Origin of the sequence: Vibrio sp. Vb2131 (genome assembly GCF_033338535.1) — a bacterium.
GTDB classification, from domain to species: Bacteria; Pseudomonadota; Gammaproteobacteria; order Enterobacterales; family Vibrionaceae; genus Vibrio; species Vibrio alginolyticus.
The window spans coordinates 26,753-50,430 of record NZ_JAWOSW010000004.1 but is presented as its reverse complement, the minus strand read 5'-3'; the positions used below and the strand labels follow the sequence as shown (position 1 = coordinate 50,430).

At 44.8% G+C, this 23,678-nt stretch carries 21 protein-coding genes; 13 read left to right on the top strand and 8 right to left on the bottom strand.

All coding sequences use genetic code 11. The features are described from left to right. Window positions 1–214: 214 nt before the first annotated feature. From R7E38_RS06070 to R7E38_RS06045, 6 genes are all read left to right on the top strand, one after another. Window positions 215–871, top strand: coding sequence for a lysoplasmalogenase (locus R7E38_RS06070; RefSeq protein ID WP_005376394.1), 657 nt, complete (start codon window positions 215–217; stop codon window positions 869–871). Between the two features lie 162 nt (window positions 872–1,033). After that, window positions 1,034–1,768, top strand: a complete 735-nt coding sequence (locus tag R7E38_RS06065) for an amino acid ABC transporter ATP-binding protein (protein ID WP_226082962.1) — start codon at window positions 1,034–1,036, stop codon at window positions 1,766–1,768. Next, complete coding sequence (locus tag R7E38_RS06060) at window positions 1,768–2,565, top strand: amino acid ABC transporter permease (RefSeq protein WP_226082960.1); 798 nt, start codon at window positions 1,768–1,770, stop codon at window positions 2,563–2,565. Before R7E38_RS06065 ends, R7E38_RS06060 begins: the two co-directional genes overlap by 1 nt. 9 nt (window positions 2,566–2,574) lie before the next feature. Next, window positions 2,575–3,393 (top strand): transporter substrate-binding domain-containing protein, encoded by an 819-nt coding sequence (locus tag R7E38_RS06055; RefSeq protein ID WP_213880725.1) that lies wholly within the window; start codon window positions 2,575–2,577, stop codon window positions 3,391–3,393. 81 nt (window positions 3,394–3,474) lie between these two features. Further along, window positions 3,475–4,395: an amino acid ABC transporter permease gene (locus R7E38_RS06050; RefSeq protein ID WP_226082958.1), complete on the top strand. Its 921-nt coding sequence runs from the start codon at window positions 3,475–3,477 to the stop codon at window positions 4,393–4,395. Window positions 4,396–4,487: 92 nt separating this feature from the next. Then, window positions 4,488–5,306, top strand: a complete 819-nt coding sequence (locus R7E38_RS06045; RefSeq protein ID WP_054576009.1) for an EAL domain-containing protein — start codon at window positions 4,488–4,490, stop codon at window positions 5,304–5,306. Window positions 5,307–5,412: 106 nt separating this feature from the next. Here the strand turns inward: R7E38_RS06045 and R7E38_RS06040 are convergent, their stop codons facing one another. Then, window positions 5,413–5,946, bottom strand: a complete 534-nt coding sequence (locus R7E38_RS06040; protein ID WP_005376400.1) for an RNA-binding S4 domain-containing protein — start codon at window positions 5,944–5,946, stop codon at window positions 5,413–5,415. Between the two features lie 226 nt (window positions 5,947–6,172). On the opposite strand from R7E38_RS06040, the gene R7E38_RS06035 reads away from it, so the two are divergent. Continuing rightward, complete coding sequence (locus R7E38_RS06035; protein WP_162497043.1) at window positions 6,173–7,126, top strand: endonuclease/exonuclease/phosphatase family protein; 954 nt, start codon at window positions 6,173–6,175, stop codon at window positions 7,124–7,126. A gap of 17 nt (window positions 7,127–7,143) precedes the next feature. Here the strand turns inward: R7E38_RS06035 and cra are convergent, their stop codons facing one another. Further along, a complete protein-coding gene (gene cra / locus R7E38_RS06030) occupies window positions 7,144–8,124 on the bottom strand; it encodes a catabolite repressor/activator (RefSeq protein WP_086047419.1) in 981 nt (326 codons plus the stop codon). A gap of 373 nt (window positions 8,125–8,497) precedes the next feature. Between cra and fruB the strand changes: the two genes are divergently transcribed. Genes fruB through fruA form a run of 3 tightly spaced genes read left to right on the top strand, consistent with a single transcriptional unit; the run spans window position 8,498 to window position 12,370 of the window. Continuing rightward, window positions 8,498–9,631: a fused PTS fructose transporter subunit IIA/HPr protein gene (gene fruB, locus R7E38_RS06025; protein WP_005386065.1), complete on the top strand. Its 1,134-nt coding sequence runs from the start codon at window positions 8,498–8,500 to the stop codon at window positions 9,629–9,631. Window positions 9,632–9,640: 9 nt separating this feature from the next. Continuing rightward, window positions 9,641–10,612, top strand: a complete 972-nt coding sequence (pfkB, locus tag R7E38_RS06020; RefSeq protein WP_017634191.1) for a 1-phosphofructokinase — start codon at window positions 9,641–9,643, stop codon at window positions 10,610–10,612. 18 nt (window positions 10,613–10,630) lie between these two features. Further along, window positions 10,631–12,370 (top strand): PTS fructose transporter subunit IIBC, encoded by a 1,740-nt coding sequence (gene fruA / locus R7E38_RS06015; protein ID WP_054577868.1) that lies wholly within the window; start codon window positions 10,631–10,633, stop codon window positions 12,368–12,370. A gap of 82 nt (window positions 12,371–12,452) precedes the next feature. On the opposite strand, the gene R7E38_RS06010 is transcribed toward fruA, so the two are convergent. The 4 genes from R7E38_RS06010 to R7E38_RS05995 all read right to left on the bottom strand — a co-directional run bounded on the left by R7E38_RS06010 (window position 12,453) and on the right by R7E38_RS05995 (window position 18,532). Then, entirely contained in the window at window positions 12,453–13,163 is a 711-nt protein-coding gene (locus tag R7E38_RS06010) for a hypothetical protein (protein ID WP_033906529.1), read from the bottom strand. Window positions 13,164–13,338: 175 nt separating this feature from the next. Then, window positions 13,339–16,398 carry an efflux RND transporter permease subunit gene (locus tag R7E38_RS06005; RefSeq protein ID WP_025767805.1) on the bottom strand — a complete coding sequence of 1,020 codons (3,060 nt, stop codon included), beginning with the start codon at window positions 16,396–16,398 and terminating at the stop codon, window positions 13,339–13,341. Then, window positions 16,398–17,459 (bottom strand): efflux RND transporter periplasmic adaptor subunit, encoded by a 1,062-nt coding sequence (locus tag R7E38_RS06000; RefSeq protein WP_182016999.1) that lies wholly within the window; start codon window positions 17,457–17,459, stop codon window positions 16,398–16,400. The genes R7E38_RS06005 and R7E38_RS06000 overlap by 1 nt, the downstream gene beginning before the upstream one ends. Then, complete coding sequence (locus R7E38_RS05995; protein ID WP_017820965.1) at window positions 17,459–18,532, bottom strand: efflux RND transporter periplasmic adaptor subunit; 1,074 nt, start codon at window positions 18,530–18,532, stop codon at window positions 17,459–17,461. Before R7E38_RS05995 ends, R7E38_RS06000 begins: the two co-directional genes overlap by 1 nt. Window positions 18,533–18,692: 160 nt before the next feature. Between R7E38_RS05995 and vdeR the strand changes: the two genes are divergently transcribed. Further along, window positions 18,693–19,421 (top strand): efflux transporter transcriptional repressor VdeR, encoded by a 729-nt coding sequence (gene vdeR, locus R7E38_RS05990; RefSeq protein ID WP_005376423.1) that lies wholly within the window; start codon window positions 18,693–18,695, stop codon window positions 19,419–19,421. Between the two features lie 71 nt (window positions 19,422–19,492). On the opposite strand, the gene gcvT is transcribed toward vdeR, so the two are convergent. Further along, window positions 19,493–20,611: a glycine cleavage system aminomethyltransferase GcvT gene (gene gcvT, locus R7E38_RS05985; protein WP_064369269.1), complete on the bottom strand. Its 1,119-nt coding sequence runs from the start codon at window positions 20,609–20,611 to the stop codon at window positions 19,493–19,495. Between the two features lie 260 nt (window positions 20,612–20,871). Beyond that, window positions 20,872–21,495: a helix-turn-helix domain-containing protein gene (locus R7E38_RS05980; protein WP_005376429.1), complete on the bottom strand. Its 624-nt coding sequence runs from the start codon at window positions 21,493–21,495 to the stop codon at window positions 20,872–20,874. Window positions 21,496–21,874: 379 nt separating this feature from the next. On the opposite strand from R7E38_RS05980, the gene R7E38_RS05975 reads away from it, so the two are divergent. Together R7E38_RS05975 and gcvH are read left to right on the top strand one after the other, a co-directional pair. Beyond that, entirely contained in the window at window positions 21,875–23,170 is a 1,296-nt protein-coding gene (locus R7E38_RS05975; protein ID WP_005376430.1) for a serine hydroxymethyltransferase, read from the top strand. Between the two features lie 53 nt (window positions 23,171–23,223). Next, entirely contained in the window at window positions 23,224–23,604 is a 381-nt protein-coding gene (gene gcvH / locus R7E38_RS05970; protein ID WP_005376432.1) for a glycine cleavage system protein GcvH, read from the top strand. Window positions 23,605–23,678: the final 74 nt, after the last annotated feature.

Below are 23,678 nucleotides of genomic sequence, written 5' to 3'. Positions count from 1 at the left end.
TTTGTAAGCCACATCACGTTCAAAACGAGGAGGCTTCTAAAAACAACGATTCCCTCCAGACAAAAAATCGGCCGTGTTGGTTAGTAAAGAGACAACTGTCCAGCTTTACACAAATAAAAATAATTGAGATCAAAGAACGAGTTAACTCGTTAATTAAGTTTTGATTTGTTGTAGTGATGTACTACATAATTTTGTCTGTTCGAGAAAACACTTTATGTGGCTAGTTGTTGTCGTATTAGCATTCATACATATCATCAGTATCCGTAAAGGCTCTAAATGGCTCTTTTACGTTTCTAAACCATTACCAGTGCTCTGTATGCTTGGTATTTTAATTCAGTCCCCGGCTTACCCAATGCCATATGCGCATTGGATTTTGATTGGCTTATCGCTCTCGTTGCTTGGTGACGTGTTATTAATGCTCCCTAGAGACAAGTTCATTACAGGCTTAGTGCTCTTTTGCTCTGCCCATCTCTCCTATAGTTATGGTTTTGCCATCATGTCAGCGTGGCATTTTACACCTTGGCTCCCAATTGCCTTGTTCGGACTGGGTATATGCGTCTACTGGTTGTTCCGACCGGATCTCGGTAAAGAAAAACGGCCAGTTGCCAGTTATATATTGGTACTGATGACTATGTGCTGGGCTTCGATCGAGTATTATTTGAGTGGGAAAACACAATCCTCCTCTTTTGCAGTGCTCGGAAGCTTTATCTTTATTATCTCTGGCATCGTATTGGCTTTCGAACGCTTTGGTGGACGGTCAATATTTTCACGACAAGTTGTCATGGTGACCTACTATTCTGCACAGACACTAATGGTTATGTCTGTTGTTGCGATTGTTGTTCGTTATCCGTATCTCGTTGAACTGAGTTAGTCATACTCTAGACTGCACCAACATTAAAGAAACATGGATGTATCTTGTAAGCGATCTGAATAGAGTCTTAAAATCATCGCCTAAACATTAGCTTATTCTTAATGAAATTACGCGCACAACTTGCTATTGTAAAAGGATATTTTTCCGTTATAGCGTGCCCCTTTGAAAGAGAATACTCCCGTCGTTGAGTTTAGCGACGTAAATAAGTGGTATGGCGATTACCACGCTCTAAAAGACATCAACTTCTCCGTGCATTCTGGCGAGATCGTCGTGGTGTGTGGCCCTTCTGGTTCCGGAAAATCGACGCTCATTCGTTGCATCAACGATCTTGAATCGATTCAAGAAGGCCAGCTTCATGTGTTCGACCAGCCTTCTCACGCAAAATCTCTCAAGCCCGGTAAAATCGGCATGGTGTTCCAACACTTTCACCTTTTTCCTCACTTGACTGTACTGGAAAACCTCACCTTAGCGCCGATTCGCACACTCAAATTATCAAAACAAGAAGCTGAAAAACGCGCAAAACATTACCTAAAGCGAGTCAATATTGAAGAGCAAGCGAGTAAGTATCCTATCCAGCTTTCTGGCGGTCAGCAGCAACGCGTCGCGATTGCCCGCTCCTTGTGTATGGAACCGGATTTACTCCTGTTTGACGAGCCAACTTCAGCGCTTGATCCGGAAATGATCAACGAAGTGTTGGATGTCATGGTTGAGCTGGCTCAAAGCGGAATGACGATGATTTGCGTCACGCATGAAATGGGATTTGCCAAAAAAGTAGCGAACCGCGTGGTATTTATGGATGAAGGCCAAATCTTGGAAATGAACTCTCCAGTCGCCTTATTTGAGACACCACAGCATCCACGCACCCAAGCATTTTTGAACCAAATTTTAAGTTACTGATGATAGTTCGCGTAATCAAACCTGTCCTTCAAGCTTTACTGCAAATGACGCTCCTCTTCATAGCGATTGTGTGGGTGTTGGACTCTGGTGCCGACGCTATGGGCTATCAATGGCAATGGGAGCGCGTACCTGATTACATCGCTTTTTATGAAGATGGCGAATGGTGGCCGGCAGAACTTATTGATGGGCTATTGGTCACGCTTAACATCTCGGCTATTAGTCTATTTTTTACCTTAGTATTAGGGTTGGTTACCGCGTTACTAAGGCTGAGCGATTCGAAAGTCGGCAATATTATTGGTACAACTTACGTCGAAGTAATACGTAACACGCCATTGTTGGTGCAAATCTATTTACTCTACTTCGTGTTTGGCCCCGTGATTGGTTTGGACCGATTCAGCACTGCCATTTTGGCATTATCCCTTTTCCAAGGTGCCTACACCGCGGAAATATTCCGTGCAGGCTTAAACAGTATTCCTAAAGGGCAATTCGAAGCAGCACAAACTCTCGGACTATCACCGTTTTACACCTACAAAGACGTAATTTTGCCTCAGGTTTTACAGCGCACATTACCGCCATTAACCAATGAAGTGGTTTCTTTGATCAAAAACTCTTCCATTGTAAGCGTGATGGCGATTTTTGATCTGACAACACAGGCACGCAACATCGTCTCAGAGACGGCGATGCCGTTCGAAATTTGGTTTACCGTGGCAGCAATTTATCTTGCTCTCACTCTGTCACTTTCTGGCTTGTCTGCATGGCTAGAACACAAACTCGGAGCCAGTTGGCGCAAATTATAAGGAGATAACATGAAGTTATTCAAAGCGACCATTACTGCATTATTAGGGCTAGCCATCGCTATGCCTACTCTCGCGAAAGAAGGTGTTGCCACACCCAATGTAGATCAAATCAAAGAACGAGGCACTTTGCGCGTTGGTATGTCAACATTTGTACCTTGGGCAATGCGTAACAAGCAAGGTGAGTTAATCGGTTTTGAAATCGATGTTGCCAAACGCTTAGCACAAGATTCAGGTTTGAAAGTGGAATTCGTACCGACTGCGTGGGATGGCATTATTCCCGCACTACTGGCGAAAAAGTTCGACGTGATCATCGGTGGCATGTCGGTTACGCCTGAGCGTTCCAAAAGCGTCTTGTTTACTGAGCCCTACTCGCACTCAGGCGTTCAAGTAGCAGCAAACAAAGAACTCGCCTCTGGTTTTAGCGAATTTTCGGATTTTGATTCACGACGCGTAAAAATTGCGGCTCGTCGCGGCGCATTCACCGTTCAAGTAGCCAGAGAAACCTTCCCGAAAGCGAAGATCCTGCAATTTGATGACGACGCACAAGCGTTCCAAGAGGTGCTGAATGGTAACGCCCACGCGGTCATTGCTTCTAGCCCAAAACCAGAACATGAGACAGTGAAACACAGCGACAAACTATTCCTTCCATTCTCTGAGCGACTATCACAAGGTAACGAAGCCTTTGCAGTTCGTTTGGGGGAAGAAGATAAAAAGGCCTTTTTCAATAAATGGATTGAAGCAAGAACCCAAGATGGATGGTTAAAACAACGTTATGAATACTGGTTCTCGACATTAGATTGGCAAGATCAAGTCGCGCAAGGCCAGTAATCTTAATGGCTCGTGGACGCCGCGAGCCTATACTCTCCAATCATTCATTTTACTTTTCCATAACTTATCGGAGTCAAATTTTTGGGCGAACACACTACCACTCGCACAGCACCCGCGAAATCCAGCACAGGCTACCTTTTACCGCAATTAAACACACTAGACTGGGTACTACTTGTTATGTGCGGTATCGGTGGTGTTTGGCTGTACCATCGGTCCGCTGTTGGTGTGCATTATTTGTGGCAGTGGAAAGAGGCGCTTGAATTACTTTTCACGCCTAGAGCAGATGGTAGTTTGCCCTACTTCTTCCAAGGTTTGATTTCGACGTTAAGGCTCAGTGTTTGGGGCATAAGCTTCGCATTAGTGTTTGGCACTTTGTTAGGCTTAGCACGCTTCTCTCGTTCCGTTTGGTTGCGCACACCTGCCAATGCGTTTATCCAGTTAGTGAGAAACATCCCTCCGTTGGTATTTGTTTTTATTTTCTACTTTTTCATTTCTAACCAATTGATCCCGTTACTTGGTTTGGAAGATCTTCTACGAAACTACAACGGCGAACCAAATGCGCTACAGCACTTTCTGTTTGGGCCTTCGAACCTTTGGGAAAACCTTGCCTCTGGCGTGTTATGTGTCGGCTTACTCTCTTCTGCCTACATTGCAGAAGTTGTGCGCGGTGGTTTACAAAGTATCGACCAAGGTCAGTGGGAAGCGGCTGACTCATTGGGCTTGTCTCGATGGGTGAAATACCGATTTGTTATCGCGCCACAGGTGCTTAAATCAATCACACCTGCACTTGCCGGTCAAACCATCTCTTTGGTGAAAGACACCTCTATTGTTTCACTGATTTCGATACAAGAAATGACGTTTGTTGGGACAGAGATGGCAAATTCATCAGGGTATATATTTGAAATTTGGTTGATTGTCGGCCTTGCTTACTTCTTAATTTGTTTTGGTCTGTCACTTATTTTTCGCCATATTGAAGCAAAATCGGAAGCCATTTCAAATTAACTCAACCGCATATGTAATTAGGCACATTTGATTCTTCAAATCAGAATTGCACCCTGTTACATTGACAAGATGCTAAATTTTCGGCGTTTTTCATGGAGTTAAAGAATCAATCCGACTACGAGCGATACATAAAACAAGATAATCTTGGTGAATATTACGTAGTTCTCAATCAATTCACTTTTCACAGTGTTTATCAGCCAATTTTTGATAGACGTCAACGTATTATTGGTATGGAAGCCTTACTGCGTATTCGTGGCATTGATGGTTCCCTAATTCGTCCTGACGTGTTTCTGGCCAATAATGGTCTTGATCCCTACTTTCGCTTATGTGTAGAGTTTTTATCCAGAGCAATGCACATTCGAAATTTTGCACGCTATTTCGCGGGGACGCCGATCAAACTGTTTCTTAACGTCATGCCTCAAACGCTACTCACACTAACCAAAGACATGGGCTTTAAAGATAACGGCCTGCTTTACAAACGCCTTTCCGAACTTGGTATGAGCCCAACAGACGTAGTTTTTGAAGTAGTCGAAGAGTCATGCGGAGATACGGATTTATTAATCAAAGCAGTACAGTTAATGAAAGCGAATGGTTTTATCTTTGCTATCGATGATTTTGGCGCCCAACATTCTGATATCGCACGTGTTCAGCAGCTCTGCCCTGACATCATCAAAATCGATCGTTCCTATTTGCTAGACTACTGCGCCGGAGAAACCTTTTCCATACATAGCGCCGTTGATCTAGCGGATCATATGGGAGCAAAAGTCATTATAGAAGGGGTTGAAGAAGACGTGCAGCTACAAGCTATGTATCAACTTAATTTGGATTATTACCAAGGCTTTTACTTAGGAAAGCCTTGCGCCATTCATCACTGGACAGATAGCCTAAACATCGAGACGACAGTGCATTAACACTGCCCACTTACAGCACAGTGAAACCAAAAAAGCGCCGATATAATATGCTCGGCGCTTTTTAGTTTTACTCAGATGTCACTTATTTAGTTAAGCGTTCATTTCCCTAGAAAAAATCAATAGAATTACGTCCGCTCTTCGGATCACGAGTGGCTTGCGGTTTGTCTTCTTTTTTGCCTTTCTTAGCAGACTGAGACAACGCTTCTTTCTGCGCTTTACGCTCTTTATGTGCCGCTTTACGGCCTGTTGATTTAGGCCCAGAGGCTTTAGGTGACTTACTTTGACGAGACTTATCTTTACGAGAAGACTGTGCTTCTTTTTTCGCTTTCTTTTCTGCTTTTTGCTCTGCCGTTTCAGGTTCGGTTACTGGCGCATCGCAAACCACAACATAATATTCCTGGTTAAACTCAAAAAAGTCACCATCATACATCTTGCGGCGCTTACGTGTTTCTAGTTCACCATTCACCGCAACGTAGCCTTCCTCGATGATATGTTTTGCTTCGCCGCCACCGCTGACCAAGTTTGCGATTTTAAAAAGCTTGTACAGTTCGATTGGATGCGCATCAACATCGATGCCAATCGCTTCGATCTCAATCTCTTCGCCTTCTAAATACTCTTCGTGGTCGTAATCTTGGGTCATGTTACTTACTCTTACTATTTGATGCCCTGAAGTTTAAACGCAATGCTTAAAAATAGAAACCTCTGCCGATGTTCAATCACCGATTCGCCTTGGCGTTTGAGCACCTCTTAACCCATTTAACTTGTCGCTCGTTAGCTTGTATCTCGATGCGTAGCTCAAACGAAGCTGCAATTACGCAACCTGAAGGTATATACTCTCTAAGTTATTGTTGAAAAGAGCGAATACTTTGTCTCAACCAAGTAGAATTACCTTTGTCACTGCGAACTTGTTTAATTTTGTCGCACCGCCTAACGCCTACTATGATTTCGAGAACATATACTCGTTAGAGCAATGGCGAGACAAACTTTCGTGGACGCAACGTCAAGTTGAAAAACTGGAAGGCGACGTGATTGGCTTACAAGAAGTATTCAGTATCGAGAAGACCCAGGCATTCTTTTCAACCATCGGCTACCCCTACTTTGCGACCGTTGACACCCCACATGTTGAGGGTGAGTACATTTACTCAAGCCCTGTTGTGGCAATCGCATCTCGGTTTCCAATAGAAAAAGTACAAGCGGTAGAGTTTGACTTAGCAACGCTTGAGCCTTTTGGAGTAAGTGTTGTTCCAGAGTTCAGTCGCAAACCTATCTATGCCCAAGTAATACATCCTGTACTTGGTCATATCGCCGTTTACGTAACGCACCTGAAATCTCAACGCCCGGCCGACTCAGAACAACCAGAAACGTCTAGCACGATTATTGGGCGCTGGTTATCCACCCAGCAAAGAGGCTGGGAAGCAGCGATGTTAAGAGACGCGATGCAAAAGAGGTATCGAAAAGAACCAATGCCGACAGTGTTAATGGGCGATATGAATCAACCTATCACTCCTATCAGTGTTAATAGCGCATTGGTATCCAACACTGGTGACAGTGTCACTGAATTACAACTCAAAGATGGTTGGATATTGCAAAGTGACGCTCAGAAGGATGAACGCCCCGCCACGCACTATCATTTTTCCACTGGGAACGTACTCGACTATATCTTGCTCTCACAAGAGTTTGATACCTTATCAGATATATCGGTTGCCGAGGTTGTTGACTATCAGGTGTCTAACCAACATCTGATCAACCCGATTTATGACAGAGATAAAAACGCCAGCGACCACGCATTTGTGGCGCTGACGGCTGAAGTAAAGCTTTGAGCAACCTATTTAGTTACTTAGTGACGTTTCACAATTTTACGCGGGATAAGTTCTACGCCAGGCTTGTAACGCTTAGCGGAAGCGTTGAGTGCTAACTCCATTGCGCTGTCCGCGATCAACTCAAACTGTTGAGGCAAAGAGTTGATTTTCACAGGCAAGAAGTCCAGCAGTCGATTATCACCAAATGTCGCTAAACGCACCTTTCCCATCAGTTCTGGTTTTTCTAGCATTACATCCAACACACCTTCTAACAGTGTGTATGACGTTGTAACAATGGCATCTGGCAATGCGTTCTCTGTTAACCAACTCTCTAAGACTTTCTTGCCTTCTTCCCGGGAGAAGTGTTGTCCATAACCCACTGTTGCCGTTTTACCACCTTGTTGAGAAGCAGATAGAAAACCGAGCTCACGCTCTTTTGAGACTTGAAGATCTTGCAATGCACCGATTAAGCCAATGGACTTTATATCCTCTGACAGTACTGACTGAGTGAGTTCAAGTGCGGCATCAAAATCTTCGCTGATGACACAACAAAAGTGCTCATCATCCATTGGACGGTCTAGCGCGATAACTGGCGTACCAGAATTTTGCAACTTAAGATAATACTCGTTTGCAGTGGGCATACCACTTGCCACAAACAACGCATCAATACGACGACTGACTAATGCTTCCGCCACCTTTTGCTCTGTATCAGGATCATCATCAGAGCAGCCAATCAAAATTTGGTACCCCGCTTTCCGAGAGTTTTGCTCTATCAGCTTTGCAAGACGCGCATAACTGGTGTTCTCTAAGTCTGGGATGATAAGCCCAAATGAGCGTGAATTACCTGCCCGCAAGGAAGACGCCGCATGATCTGGCTTATAATTGTACTCTTCTACAACGGCCATCACCTTTTTCTGAGTCTTCTCGCTGATGCGGTATTTCTGCGCTTTTCCGTTAATCACATAGCTTGCAGTTGTCTTAGAAACACCCGCTAATTTGGCTATTTCATCCAGTGTCATATTCTAAACCTTATTCTGTGCGCGCGATCATATTAATACATCAACGATCTTTCGATAAGTTGAATTATAAGCTGAACCGATTCAGTATAAAAGCTGAAAGGATTCAGCAAAACTTAAAAATTGACGTAAATCACCCGAACACGCAACAAACCAATTTGTGAGCTAGGCTATAGGACAGCGGCAAAGGCTCGTTTGTTAACGTCAGTTTTTAAAACAGTTTTTCTGAGTCTTTTAAAAAATTTACCAACAAGCTGAATCGATTTAGCTTGAAATATAAAAGGTTTGAGGAGTGATAATCGCTCAGAAGAAGCGGCGTTCAACTTCTCACACAGAATACATTTTTAAATTGATACCTTAAGGCTGGAGAAGCACCATGCTTAAGCTAAATAAGAACGACATTACCCTCTCGCAATCAGCGACAGATAAGTTTGAAGCAATAAAGAGTATTGCTCATAGCCTTACTGATAAAGGCCTAGTTGAGCAAGGTTACGTTGAAGGCATGCTAAACCGTGAAAACCAAAACTCTACGTTTTTGGGGAACGGTATTGCCATACCGCACGGTACAACCGACACTCGTGCAATGGTGAAAACAACGGGTGTTGCTGTGCACCACTTCCCACAAGGTGTCGACTGGGGTGATGGCAATACTGTGTTCGTCGCTATCGGTATCGCAGCTAAATCTGATGAGCACCTTGGCATTCTTAAACAGCTCACCAAAGTGCTAGGCGCAGATGGCGTAGAAGAACGTCTGCGTAATGCAAAAAATGAAGACGAAATCATCGCCCTACTGCACGGTGATGTTCAGCTTGAAGCAGACTTTGACGCTTCTTTAATTCAACTGATGTTCCCTGCGAGCGACATGCTACAGATGAGTGCTGTTGCTGGTGGTCTGTTGAAAAATACGGGATGTGCTGATAACGAATTCGTTGCAGATCTCGTTACCAAACAACCAACTCACTTAGGTAATGGCCTGTGGTTAATTGGCAGTGACAAACATGTCACTCGCACAGGTGTGTCATTTGTCTCGACGGCAAACGACTGCGAATATGAAGGTCAAAAAGTGCGTGCACTTGTCGCGTTCGCGGCATGTAACAATGCTCACCAACCTATCCTAAAAACGCTTTCTAATATTGTGTTTAACAATGAACACGGCAAGCTTTTAGATGCATCAGTAGAACAGATTCTTGCTTTGTTCAAAGGTGAAGAAGTCACAGCTGCATCTTCAGAAGAAGGCAATACCGCTGTATTTAAAATCAAAAACTCTCACGGCCTACATGCTCGTCCGGGGGCAATGTTAGTCGCAGAAGCGAAAAAGTTTGAATCCACTATACGTGTTTCCAACCTAGACGGAGATGGAAAAGCAGTAAACGCGAAGAGCCTAATGAAAGTCATCGCGCTGGGCGTTAAGCACGGTCACCAACTTCAATTTACAGCAGAAGGCCCTGATGCGCCGCAAGCCTTGGAGTCTATCGGAAATGCAATCGCTTCTGGCCTTGGTGAAGGTTAAGGATCCGATATGACAAACAAAACAAATAAGGTTGTCACTATTACGCTCAACCCAGCATTGGATTTAACAGGTTCAGTAAATGAACTAAACGTTGGTTCCGTGAGCTTAGTACAGCAAAGCAATCTCCACGCTGCTGGTAAAGGTGTCAACGTAGCAAAAGTATTGAGCGATTTAGGCGCAGATGTCACGGTTACCGGCTTTCTCGGTAAAGATAACCCTGAGCTATTTCATCAGCTTTTCAATGACATCAACGTTAAGAATGAATTTGTGGAAGTAAAGGGTGCCACTCGTATCAACGTTAAGCTGGTTGAGGCCAATGGCAACGTCAGTGATATCAACTTCCCTGGCGTTCAAGTAGCGGCCGACGAAATTACTCGCTTTGAGGAGACACTATTTCGTCTAGCGGAGACGCATGATTACTTTGTACTTGCAGGTAGCTTACCTGGAGGCGTAACCGCCGAACAATGCGCTGCATGGATAGAAGCACTGCATCAACAAGGCAAAAAGGTGTTGTTCGACAGTAGCAAAGCCGCATTGAAGTCAGGTATTGAGGCTCACCCATGGTTGATTAAGCCCAACGATGAAGAACTTGGTGATTTTGTTGGCGAACATCTAGCAACACCTGAACAATGCCAAGCTGCAGCGCAAACACTGAGCGACAAAGGCATAGAAAACATCGTGGTTTCTATGGGACCTGACGGTGTTATGTGGCTCAACCAAGGCGAATGGCTTAGTGCAAAACCGCCTCGAATGCATGTCGTGAGCACCGTTGGCGCAGGCGATACGCTGGTCGCTGGCTTGTGTTGGGGCCACATGCAACTGATGCCTAAAAACGATTTATTGCGCTTCGCTACGGCACTTTCTGCTTTGGCAGTTAGTCAAGTTGGCGTAGGGCTAACCAGTCAGGAAGAACTGGAAAATATCAAGCGACAAACTGAAGTTAGCGCGCTTTACCCTATTACAAACTTAGAACAAAACTAAGGAACAGAAGGTTATCGTATGAATATTGCCATTATTACTGCCTGTCCGAGCGGTGTAGCAAATAGCATCCTTGCGGCAGGATTACTAGAACAAGCCGCCGCAAAATTAAACTGGAATGCCAAAATAGAATGTCAATCAAGTGTGGTGGAACCAACACTATTGACGGAAGCTGACGTTGAACAAGCCGAAGTCATTGTCATTGCGGCAAATACTAGCGTCGACACTTCCCGTTTTGTAGGAAAAAAGATTTACCAAGCGGAAATTAGCGAAGTAGCAAAAGACGCAACTGCGTTTCTCCAGCAAGCGGTTGAAAACGCCACCTTACTTGAAAAAGCAACCACACTTGCAGCCCCTATCACTGCAGATACAACATCAGCAGCGAAGAAAATTGTTGCAATCACCGCTTGCCCTACTGGCGTTGCGCATACCTTTATGGCGGCAGAAGCTTTAGAAGAAGAAGGCAAGCGTCGTGGTCATCAAATCAAGGTGGAAACTCGTGGTTCAGTTGGCGCTAAAAACCAACTGACTGAGCAAGAAATTGCAGACGCCGATCTGGTGATCATTGCTGCGGATATTGAAGTGCCACTTGATCGCTTTAACGGAAAAAAGATGTACCGCACGAAAACAGGCCCAGCTCTGAAAAAAACAGCCGAAGAGATGGACAAAGCATTCGAGCAAGCCACGATTTACCAACATTCAGGTTCTGCAAATTCTGCTTCGGCAGCAGACGAGAAGAAAGGCGCTTACAAACACTTGATGACAGGGGTATCGCACATGCTGCCTGTGGTTGTCGCTGGTGGTTTGATCATCGCCCTATCGTTCGTGTTTGGTATTGAAGCATTTAAAGAAGAAGGCACACTAGCAGCAGCCTTGATGAACATTGGTGGTGGCTCTGCATTCGCATTGATGATTCCTGTACTTGCTGGCTATATTGCGTTTTCAATCGCTGACCGTCCTGGTCTGGCTCCTGGTCTTGTTGGTGGTATGCTAGCAAGTTCAACGGGTGCTGGTTTCCTAGGTGGTATCGCAGCTGGCTTCATTGCCGGTTACGCAGCGAAACTCCTCGCAGATAAGGTGAAACTGCCACAATCGATGGAGGCGCTTAAACCGATTCTGATCATTCCATTTGTAGCAACATTGTTCACTGGTCTTGTCATGATCTACATCGTAGGCGGCCCAGTTTCAGGCATCATGAACGGCCTGACTGACTTCCTAAACAACATGGGATCTGACAGTGCAGTACTACTGGGTATTATCCTTGGCGCAATGATGTGTTTCGACCTAGGAGGCCCGGTAAACAAAGCCGCTTACGCATTTGGTGTTGGCCTTTTGGCTTCACAAACTTACGCACCAATGGCGGCAATCATGGCCGCAGGTATGGTTCCTGCGCTAGGTATGGGTTTAGCGACCTTCATTGCGAAGAACAAATTTGAACAAAATGAACGTGAGGCAGGTAAAGCATCATTTGTCTTGGGCCTTTGTTTCATCTCTGAAGGCGCAATTCCATTTGCTGCGAAAGATCCAATGCGCGTGATTCCATCTTGTATGGCAGGTGGCGCACTTACTGGTGCCCTATCGATGCTATTCGGTGCGAAATTAATGGCACCACACGGCGGTCTATTCGTGCTGCTAATTCCTAACGCAATTTCACCAGTATTAATGTATTTAGTGGCTATTGCAGCAGGTACAGCGGTAACTGGCTTTACTTACGCATTCTTAAAAAGCAAAGCAGAAGCGAAACAAGAAGTCGCAGCTTAATTAGAGCGACTCCGGTTAACAATGCCACCCTCGAATTTGGCATTTAGCACCTCCCTTTAATTCCGGTTAAGGGAGGTGTTTTTTATTCCGCAGCCGGAACGGCTACAATGTCTACTTCCCCACTGCTCATATCCACCGTTGCTTGATAAGCGCTATGCGGGTCACCGTAGTGCTTGAAGGTAAAGTGGTAAACGTTAGCTGGCGTCCACAAGGTTTTTGATTCTGCGGGCAGAATGTCATAGCCGTCTTGCTGATAAAGCTCTGTCGCCATTACATTTGCGATTGCCGCCTGCTGGTTAGCGTCTCGATCCACCTTTGGCTCTAGTGACGGGTTACTTGGATAAGACTCACCGTTGTAACTCATGAGTCGATAGGAGCCATTACTCCAAACGATAAAGTCCTGCCAACCATTACTGTAACTGTCGGCTAGTACAATAGGCGTGCGAGTTACCGACATTCGATTAATAACGTTTCCCTCATTATCAAACATATATGCAGCACAGCCACCACTACCACAGAAATAGCGATCTTGAAGCAACACTATGTATTCTGCCTTGCCGTCGCTGTTTAGGTCGGCGCTACCCGATAGATAACGTAGATTGTCTTGCTCGAGCGACAGCCCTTCAGGGGCTAAAACCTTACTATCAATCCAACTGGAAATGACTTCAGCACTAACACTGTTGACTTTAGGGGCAGGTTGTTTGGTTTCTGTCGGCATGCTATCCGTCGCGGTGCAGCCAACCAAGGTGAAAGAACCAACGAAGAAGAGTCCGTTTAATATGCGCTTATTCATGTAATCTCAATCTTTGATGTGTCGTTACATCAGTATACGCATGATTTGCATTGTAATCGTAAGAAAATCATTAAAATCAAGCAAATGAATGGTTTGGTATATATTAGTAAGATCAAAAAAGCCCCGAAGAAAACCTTCAGGGCTAGGCAGGAAGCTGGCAAATAGCCAGGAGTCCCTATGCAGTGGTCGGTTTTACCCTAAACAGAATTGCAAACATCACTGGCACCACTATCAGTGTCAGTACAGTAGCAAAACCAAGACCTGCCATAATCGTTATTGCCATCGAGCCAAAGAAGGCGTCGAAGACCAGTGGAATCATCCCCAAGATAGTTGTTAGCGCAGCCATACTTACCGGACGAACGCGGCTTATCGCACTATCAACAATCGCGAGGTAAGGATCTTTACCTGACTCCAACTCAAGGTTAATTTGGTCAAGCAACACAATACCGTTTTTCAAAATCATGCCACTTAGGCTTAACAAACCAAGGAATGCTGTAAAACTGAACGGCATGTTCGTGGTAAGCAAACCAAAAGCAACGCCAATGATCGCTAACGGAACGGTGAACCAAATTACCAACGGCTTTTTGATTGAGTTAAACAATAAAATAGTAATGATGAACATCAACAAGTAACCCATCGGCAATGAACCGAATAGGCCTTCTTGTGCATCTTTGGATGATTCGTACTCACCACCCCATGTGATTTCGTATCCTTCTGGAACATGCAATGCCATCACTTTAGGCTGTACACGAGCAAATAAGCTTGCTGCCGTGTCGTCACTCAACACATCATGGTCCGCGAGAACGGTTAACGTACGCTTACGGTCACGACGCTGAATTAGCGGCTCACTCCAATCCAGTTGAACGCCATCAATCACTTGATCAACCGGAATATACGTTTGCAACGAAGGACTCCAAATGGTCACGTTTTGTAGTGATTCAAAATCTACGCGTTCTTCTTCAGGAAGGCGTGTCATAATTGGCAACGTATGTGTGCCATCACGCAAGTAACCTAAGGTGCTACCACCAAACGCCATTTGCAGTGTGCTTGAAAGATCTTCTTTCGAAATACCTAAGCGACGAGCTTTAGACTCGTTGAAAACGGGTACAAGTTCCTTGGTGCGCTCTCGCCAATCGTGACGAATGTTTCGGGCACCAGGGTCGGTATGAAGGATGTCTTCAACTTGCACCGCCAAGTCACGTAAAACTTGTGGATCAGGGCCAGTAATACGCGCTTCGATCTTAGACGCTGGTGATGGACCAAATTCCATCAATTTAAACTGGAACGTAGGCGCATCAAATGTTTTCGCCAGATTCGCATCTAACTTATGCAGCAAACCAAACATTTTCTCACGGTCAGTCGCGCGAACTTGGAACTGAGCGTACGCTTCGTAACTTTTTTCTGGTTGATAGGTTAAAGCAAAACGCTGTAGACCCTGCCCAATCGAAGCAGAAACAAAGTCAATATCATCTTGCTGACGAATGTAGCTTTCGACCTCTTCAGCTTTTTTAATCGTTTCACGGATGTCAGTACCCTCTGGCATCCACATATCCACGTAGAACATCGGCGTATTCGATGGTGGGAAGAACTGCTGTTTTACATTACCAAATGCCACGACAGCACCCACTAATAGCGCCACCATGCCAGCAACGGTAAGCCAGCGGAATCGCAATGCAAATTTCAGTGATGCCCCAAATACGACAAACAACCAGCCTTTATAAGGATCATCTTCGCTAGTACCCTGCTCTTTGTTTTCCTCTTTCAACAAAAGATCGGCAAGGAAAGGCGTCAGTGTAATAGCGGTAATCCAGCTTAAAAATAGTGAGAAACACAGCACCCAGAATAGAGAGCCCATGAACTCACCTGTCGCATCTTGCGACAAACCGATAGGTGCAAAAGCCGTAATTGCAATAACAGTTGCGCCCAGCAAAGGCCATTGTGTTTGCTTTACAATATCGACAGCCGCTTGAACTTTGGTACGCCCTTTCTTTAGGCCAACCAATATGCCTTCCACGACAACAATCGCGTTATCAACCAGCATACCCAAGGCAATAATTAACGCGCCAAGAGAAATACGATGCAGTTCGATGTTGTTGTAATTCATCAAAATGAAGGTACCAAATACCGTCAATAACAACACAACTCCAATGATGACACCACTGCGTAAACCCATAGTAAACAGCAACACAATGATTACGATCGCCACTGCCTCCGCTAGACTAATTACAAACGCTTTAACAGATTCATCCACCTCATTGGCTTGGTTGTAAAAGTAGTTCATATCGATGCCAGCAGGCTTGATAGACTCTAGGCTCGCGAGCTCCGCATCCAAACGTTCACCAACCTCAACCACGTTCACACCCGACGCAAACGAGATACCGATATTAATCGCTTTTTGACCGTTAAAGAGTACGACGTTGCCTGGCTTCTCTTGAATACCGCGAGAAATCGTTGCTACGTCTTTTAGACGAATTAGATTTCCTGTGTCACGGCCATGAATGATCAGATTTTCTAGTGCTTCTACAGTGTTTAAGGTGCCGCTTGGGCGAATAACAAGGCTTTCGCCATTGACCATCACTTCACCTGCTGAAACCACATTGTTTTGCTGGTTCAACAAGCTCGAAACCACATTCATGTCTAAGTTCAGTGCAGCAAGGCGATCAAGTGAGATCTCAACGAATAGCATTTCTTGCTGATCGCCCGTGATGTCTACCTTACCAACACCATCAACAAGCTCGATTTCACGGGTCAGGTAATCCGCATAACGTTTCAGCTCTACATAGTCGTAATCGTCACCAGTGAGCATTAACATCACGCCATAAACGTCACCGAAATCATCAATGATCTGTAAAGACTGAACACCTTGAGGCAATGATGGTCGTAAATCATTAATTTTACGGCGCATTTCATCCCAAATTTGCGGCAGTTCATCAGGACCATAGTCCATTTCCATGCTCACCGTTATTTGAGACATACCATTAGAAGACGTAGAGGTAATTTTGTCGATATAAGGGAGTTTTCGAATCTCTTTTTCTAGAGGATACGTCAGCTCTTCTTCAACTTCTTTTGACGTCGCGCCAGGGTATGTTGAGATGATCATGGCATCTTTGATCGTAAATGCCGGGTCTTCTAATCGTCCAAGCTCCAAAAATGACGTTAAACCACCAACAGCAAGGATAATAATGAACAACCAGCTGATGACTTTGTTTTTTATTGAATACTCAGCAATGTTCATTATTGGTTATTCTCCACAACATCCACATGTTTACCTTCGCGTAATTTACGCAGATTTGAATTAATCAGAATATCGCCCTGGCTAACACCTGACGACACAATGGCTCCATTGCCATTCACTTGAGAAATCATGACAGGCACTCGTGTGACAATGTCACCTTCTTTTTTCCACACAAAGAACTCATTCCCTTCACTGCCTGCTTGAAGCGCCGTGACAGGAACACTGTAACCATCAATAGAGGTAATGCCCGCCTTCACCATATCGACCAAAACGCTTACGCTGGTTCCCGGCAATATCTCTGTTTTTGGCTGTGGCATCGTCAAGTACATTTCGTAGGTTTGAGTTTCAGCGTTGGGTTCACTTGTGTGCTCTAAATAGTCCAAAGCAAATCTGCCATCGATGCCGGAGAAGGTTGCTTTAGGCTTGTAGCTCATGCTGTCTGAGTTTGGGTCTACCATCGCTAAAACATTGTCGGAAAGCTCAATACGCACGTAAACCAAATCGTTTTGGTATAGGTTTAACACGGGTTCACCAATTGCCACACGCTCAAAACGTTCTTTGAAAACATCAGATACTTTACCGGCGAACGGGGCGAATAAACGGGTGTAATTCAATTGATTGGTCGCGTTATAGAAAGTAGCCTCAGCTAGCTCTTTATTGGCGGTTAGCTCATCAAGTTCCGCTTTTGAAATCATTTGACGTGCATGCAAGTCTTCACCGCGTTTAAGCTGACGAATTGCAAGTGTGTATTGTGCTTCTGCGTCATTCACGGCTTGCTTCTCTTTACTATCATCTAGCTTTGCGATCATTTGCCCCTGCTTCACAACGTCACCCGCTTTAACCAATACGTGCTGAACTTCCCCAGCGCGGCGAAATGCCATTGGCGTTTGCTCTGCAGGCACTACTATGCCTTTGAACGCGCGATGTTGACTTTGTACTGGTGCATCCACCGAGATAGTCGACACAAAAAGTGGCTGCTCGACGATAGCTTGGTTTTCATTTTTGCACCCTGTTAAAACTGCAAGTGCAATCGCAGAGATCGTAAGTAGAGAACGTTTCATTAAATGCCTCCCTCACGAACCCAAGCTTTCACCACTTGTCCTTCAACCAGTCTCTCAACACCAGCAATAACAACGTAATCATTGTTATCAAGCCCGGCTTTCACACCACCTGCTGCGTCAAGTGACACAGTGACTTTATTGACCTGCTGCGTGCTTCTGTCCATTACCCAAACTTCACCTTGCGTCCCATTTTTGTTGACCCAAGCAGACTGAGGTAACGTCATCGCGTCCGATACATGTTGTTTAGCAATGTGTACCTGCCCAGTCATACCTGTCAGCAAATTGCGATCTTCTGGTCGAGTGATGGTCACGATCGCCTCATAACTATTGGTATCGATGTTTGGCTGCGTCGAAATTTCTTTAAATTGCCCAGGGATACGTTTTCCTGGCTCGCTATCCATCGTCACCCACATATCGGAGTTTTGCAGTGACTCAAGTGATACAGATTCCGCATAACTTACTGGCAAGGTGAAAGATACATCCAACGTCGTGTTATCAATGAGATTCAAGATCTCCTGCTTCTCTGCTACTACTTGAAACGGGTTGACATAGGTATATGACACAATGCCATCAAACGGTGCGTGAATTTTGGTATAGCTCAAATCGGTTTTAGCTTGTTCGTAGTTCGCCAATGCCGCTTTATATTGAGTTTCTTTCTGATCGTACTCATCAGTACTAATGAGTTTTTTTCCGTAAAGGTTTTTCGCGCGGTCCCATTGTGTTTTCGCTAACGCGTACTGCGCTTGAGCGGCATCTAACGCAAGCTGAAGATCTTTAGGGTCTAACGTTGCGAGCACTTCACCTTTTTGGACTTTTTGACCCATGCGTACACGTAATTCATCAACCTCTCCACCAACCTGAAAAGAAAGCTGCGCGCGATGTGTTGCATCAATACGCGCTAAAAAGGCGTGCGAGTCTTCAAGTTCTAGGTCTTTCACCGCCAGTAATTTTACAGGTTTGATTAAAGGTTCAGACGGCTCAGAAATGGCTTTATTACACCCAGTTAGCATCCCAGAAAGACTTAATGTCACCACTGCGCCAACTAAAGTGCGCTTTAAATATTGTTTTCGCACCCGCTTTCTCCGTAGGTTTTATATATTACACAGCCGTGCAGTATAAGCAGAATTTGAAATTGATCAACATATTTTCCAGGTGGATAGCAAATTAATTAGTCAAAGCGTTCGGTTTCTGGTAAAAGTAAGCGCGTGATTAATATTCGGGAAAATTCGAACTATGAATGAAAGAAAGCAGGGGCGTAGAAGTGCTGAAGCAGCAGAACAAACTAAGTGTCTGATCCTTAAAGTGGCAGCAGATATGTTTTGTGAACTTGGTTACGAGCGTGTCTCGCTGCGCAATATCAGTGAAAAGGCTGGTGTTTCACATAGTTTGATCCGTCACCACTTCGGCAGCAAAGAGAAAATCTGGCAAGCGGTTAGCGATGCAATGGACGAGTTCATGCAGTGCTATATGGCTGAACTCATCAATGAAATGCCGGAGAACACACCTTCGAATAGAAAAATTTATCTGTTTATGGTTCGCATGCTAGCATTTGCTCTCGTCAATCCTCACCCAGTACAGATGATCGCCGATGCCATTCGACAAGGCGATGACGGTGCTCTGCTGCAGTATTTCTTAAAGTCAAAAGATGAGTTCGCTGCGATATTTACCGGAATTTTCGAGCAGTACAACAGCGAAAACCCTAATGCACAATTTGATCAGTGGGAATCAAAGTGGCAAATGTTGATCTTCGCACATGGTGCTGTCAGTCTCGCGCCAATGATGCAAGAAACATGGCCGGATATTGCAGATAATCGCGAAAAACTGCTGATCAAGCATTGGGAATTGTTTAATACCATTATGGCCTCTCAATTTGGGATCCCAAAAGAAGAGATGATTCATCCGGAAAAGCTTGAAGATATCGTTATTGATATGTGCTGTACTATTGATGAAGCAGTAAACTAAAAGTAAACAAGCGAAAAGAAGACATAAAAAATGCCGAGCTACAAAGCTCGGCATTTTTGTTTCAATTCGTTTTAACCACGGTAGTAGCGTTGTGGTACGAACGGCATTTTTTCAACTGTCATTGGTAGCATTTTACCACGCACTTCAGCGAACACTTCAGTACCAATCGCCGCCAAATCCGCACGAACATAACCCATTGAGACTGGCTTACCTGCATTCGGACCCGCCGTACCGCTGGTTACAACGCCAATTTTAACGCCGTCAGCATCAAACAGTTCAACACCTTCACGCACTGGCGCTTTGGTTTGACCTACTAGACCCACACGCTTACGCGCCACATCTTTAGTCTCAATCTGCTTAAGAATAATGTCTGCGCCAGGGAAACCACCTTCACGTTCACCACCAATACGACGAACTTTTTGGATACCCCATAGCAAGCTCGCTTCAACAGGTGTTGTTGTTGTGTCTAGGTCATGACCGTATAGACAAAGGCCACACTCAAGACGAAGTGAATCACGAGCACCAAGGCCAATCCATTCAACTTCATCTTCCGCAGTCAGTTTACGTGCTAGCTCTTCCGCTTTGTCAGCAGGAACCGAGATTTCGTAACCGTCTTCGCCTGTATAACCACTACGAGAAACAATGCACTCGGTGCCTAAAACATCGACTTTACAAATATCCATGAACAGCATTTCAGAAACTTCTGGTGCAAAACGCGCCAATACAGCCGCCGCTTTAGGGCCTTGGATTGCAAGTAGAGCTCGGTCTTCGATAGTTTCTAGCTCAACACCAGATGGTAAATGCGCTTGTAGGTGTGCGATATCTTGCGCTTTACATGCTGCGTTCACAACCACAAACAGATGATCGCCTAGGTTAGCCACCATCAAGTCGTCCATGATGCCGCCCTCTTCATTAGTGAAAAAAGCGTAACGCTGTTTACCAGACTCAAGATCCACAATATCCACTGGGACTAATGTTTCTAGGAACGCAGCTGCACCGTCACCAATTAGGCGAAGCTGTCCCATGTGAGAAACATCAAACAGACCTGCCGCATCACGAGTATGTAAGTGTTCCTTCTTTACGCCTAGAGGATACTGAACAGGCATATCGTAACCCGCGAACGGGACCATTTTGGCACCAACTTCAACGTGAAGTGCGTGTAGTGGTGTTTTCAGTAGTTCTTGAGTCATTTTCGTCTCCATTTAGATAGACCCGAGAATGCTATCGGCATTCGATGTGTTTCCAATAATAAACATGGCTCATTCTATTTTGCACGAACAAGACGTAGATCGACTTGCAAAAGTGTGACTCTTAACATTTTAATCACAACAAATCGTACAAAAAAAGCGCTTTAATGAGCAAGTTCTCATCAAAAAAGCGCTTTTTCATCATAACGACCACCAACAGCAATCGTTTGCTTTCACTATAGGAAATTTACAAGTATTTATCACTATTTGGCTGTCACCCACAAAATGAGCGCATCTTCTTCGCTAACACTGGTCAACATATGTCCCATATTTGCATCGTAATAAACGCTGTCTCCCTCGCTTAAAACAACAGGTTCGTAAAACTCAGAATAGAACATGACCTCACCAGATAAGATAAGCAGAAATTCTTCGCCATCATGACGAACCCAGTCTTTATATTCATCAAAACTACGAGCTCGAATTTGGCTCTTAAACGGCATCATTTTCTTGTTGGAAAGTTGTGTCGCGAGCAGTTCGTGTTCATAGGTTTGTGTTGGGTGTGGTTTACCTTCATTCTTCTTGGTAACATCCCTGCGCCCTGTCGCTACCTTTTTTCTAGGTGGCTCAAAGAGTTGTGGCATGTCAATTTGTAAGCCAAGTGCCAATTTTTGCATCGCTTGAAACGTCGGGGAGATCTGCTCATTTTCTATTTTGCTCAGTGTAGATCGAGCAAGCCCGGTTCGCTGACTCGCTTCTTCTAATGTGATACCGAGTTTCGAGCGGATATCCTTAATACGCTGGCCCAGTTTTAACGGCTCGATATTTTGGTCATGTTGCTCTTTTGCCAACGTCATCGATGGGTATTCATCGTAAATACTTTCTGCCATAAATCCCTCTATAGATATCCATATTTTTTGTCTTACTCGCATTGTGCATGAAGCACATAGTGGATAGAAGTCCACCAAGTGAATTAAAGCGTGCTCTTGTTAACAAATTTTGAAATCTTGTTTCCTATAGGAAATTTTTGGTTGATTGTTCCCGTCACAGGCGCTATGTTACCAACTTGTTAGATGTAGAGATGCATATTTCCGTAAGAGATTGGTAAAGGAAACACGCAATCCAACGGAGTTTTTGCCCAAATTTAGGGCCGGATGTTCACTCTGTTCTGCTACGCAGTTCAGCTGTTTTTGAGGACAAATGAACCACAACCGCAAATCATAACTCATCTATTGCGGGTTCATTTTCAGATTTGGAAGGTCAACTACCATGAATAAGAGTTACCCTAACCACAGCTTGGAAAACTTTTTCTCTACCAACCTCTCTGCGACAGATGATGCTGTCTTTGCTGGAATTCAAGCGGAATCCGCTCGCCAAAACGAACAAATCGAACTTATCGCTTCAGAGAACATTGTTTCTAAAGCGGTAATGCAAGCTCAAGGCACATGCCTAACAAACAAATACGCTGAAGGCTACCCAGGTCGTCGTTACTATGGTGGTTGTGAGCACGTAGATACAGTGGAAGCCATTGCTATCGAACGCGCAAAAAAACTTTTCAATTGTGAATACGCAAACGTTCAACCACACTCAGGCGCACAAGCAAACGGCGCAGTAAAACTAGCACTGCTTCAACCTGGTGACACCATTCTTGGTATGTCTTTAGACGCAGGTGGTCACCTGACGCACGGTGCACGCCCTGCACTTTCTGGTAAATGGTTTAATGCAGTTCAATACGGTGTTGATCGCGAAACACTGGAAATCAACTACGAAGATGTTCGTGAGCTAGCACTTGAGCACCAACCTAAAATGATCATCGCAGGTGGTAGCGCTATTCCACGTACTATCGACTTTGCAAAATTCCGTGAAATCGCAGACGAAGTAAATGCAATTCTTATGGTCGACATGGCACACATCGCCGGTCTTATCGCAACAGGCGCGCACCCTAGCCCACTGCCACACGCACACGTTGTTACGACTACAACACACAAAACATTGCGTGGCCCTCGCGGCGGTATGATTCTTACTAACCACGAAGACATCATTAAGAAAATCAACTCAGCCGTATTCCCTGGCCTACAAGGTGGCCCACTGATGCACGTTATCGCAGCCAAAGCGGTCGCATTTGGTGAAGCGCTTGGCCCTGAATTTAAAACTTATATTGATTCGGTGATCAATAACGCAAAAGTCCTAGCGGAAGTATTGCAAACTCGCGGTTGCGACATCGTAACTGGTGGCACAGACACGCACCTAATGCTGGTTGACCTTCGTCCGAAAGGGTTGAAAGGCAATAAAGCAGAAGAAGCTCTAGAGCGTGCTGGGATCACATGTAACAAAAATGGCATCCCATTCGATACAGAGAAGCCTATGATTACATCGGGCATCCGTTTAGGAACGCCTGCGGGTACAAGCCGCGGCTTTGGCGCTGAAGAATTCAAACTCATCGGTAATTGGATTGGTGACGTACTGGACGGTTTAGTGAACAACCCTGAAGGTGACGCAGAAGTTGAAAAACGCGTTCGCAAAGAAGTAAAAGAACTTTGCAGTCGCTTTCCTCTATACCAGTAAACGATTTTTTTGAAATCATAATAATTCCTGACAAGTTATTCGGAGATTAAGCAATGGACAAAACACTGAAGTTTGCAGATAGCCACGAGTGGGTACGTGACAACGGTGACGGCACAGTAACAATTGGTATTTCTGAGCATGCACAAGAAATGCTAGGTGACGTGGTATTCGTTGACCTACCAGACGTAGAAGACGAAGTTGAAGCAGGTGAAAGCTTCTCTCTCGTTGAATCTGTAAAAGCAGCGTCAGACATCTACGCACCAATCACTGGTGAAATCGTAGAAATCAATGAAGAACTAGAAGACAGCCCAGAGCTAATTAACGAAGAGCCGTACGAAGGTGGCTGGATCGTAAAAGTGAAGATGTCTGATGTATCTGAACTAGATAACCTGAAAGACGCAGACGAATACCTAAACTCTATCGAAGAAGAGTAATTAGGATGTGACGAAAGCTGTTCCCTAACCTGTTTAGAGAACAGCTTTTTTTCTAGGTTCGGACGTATAATTTA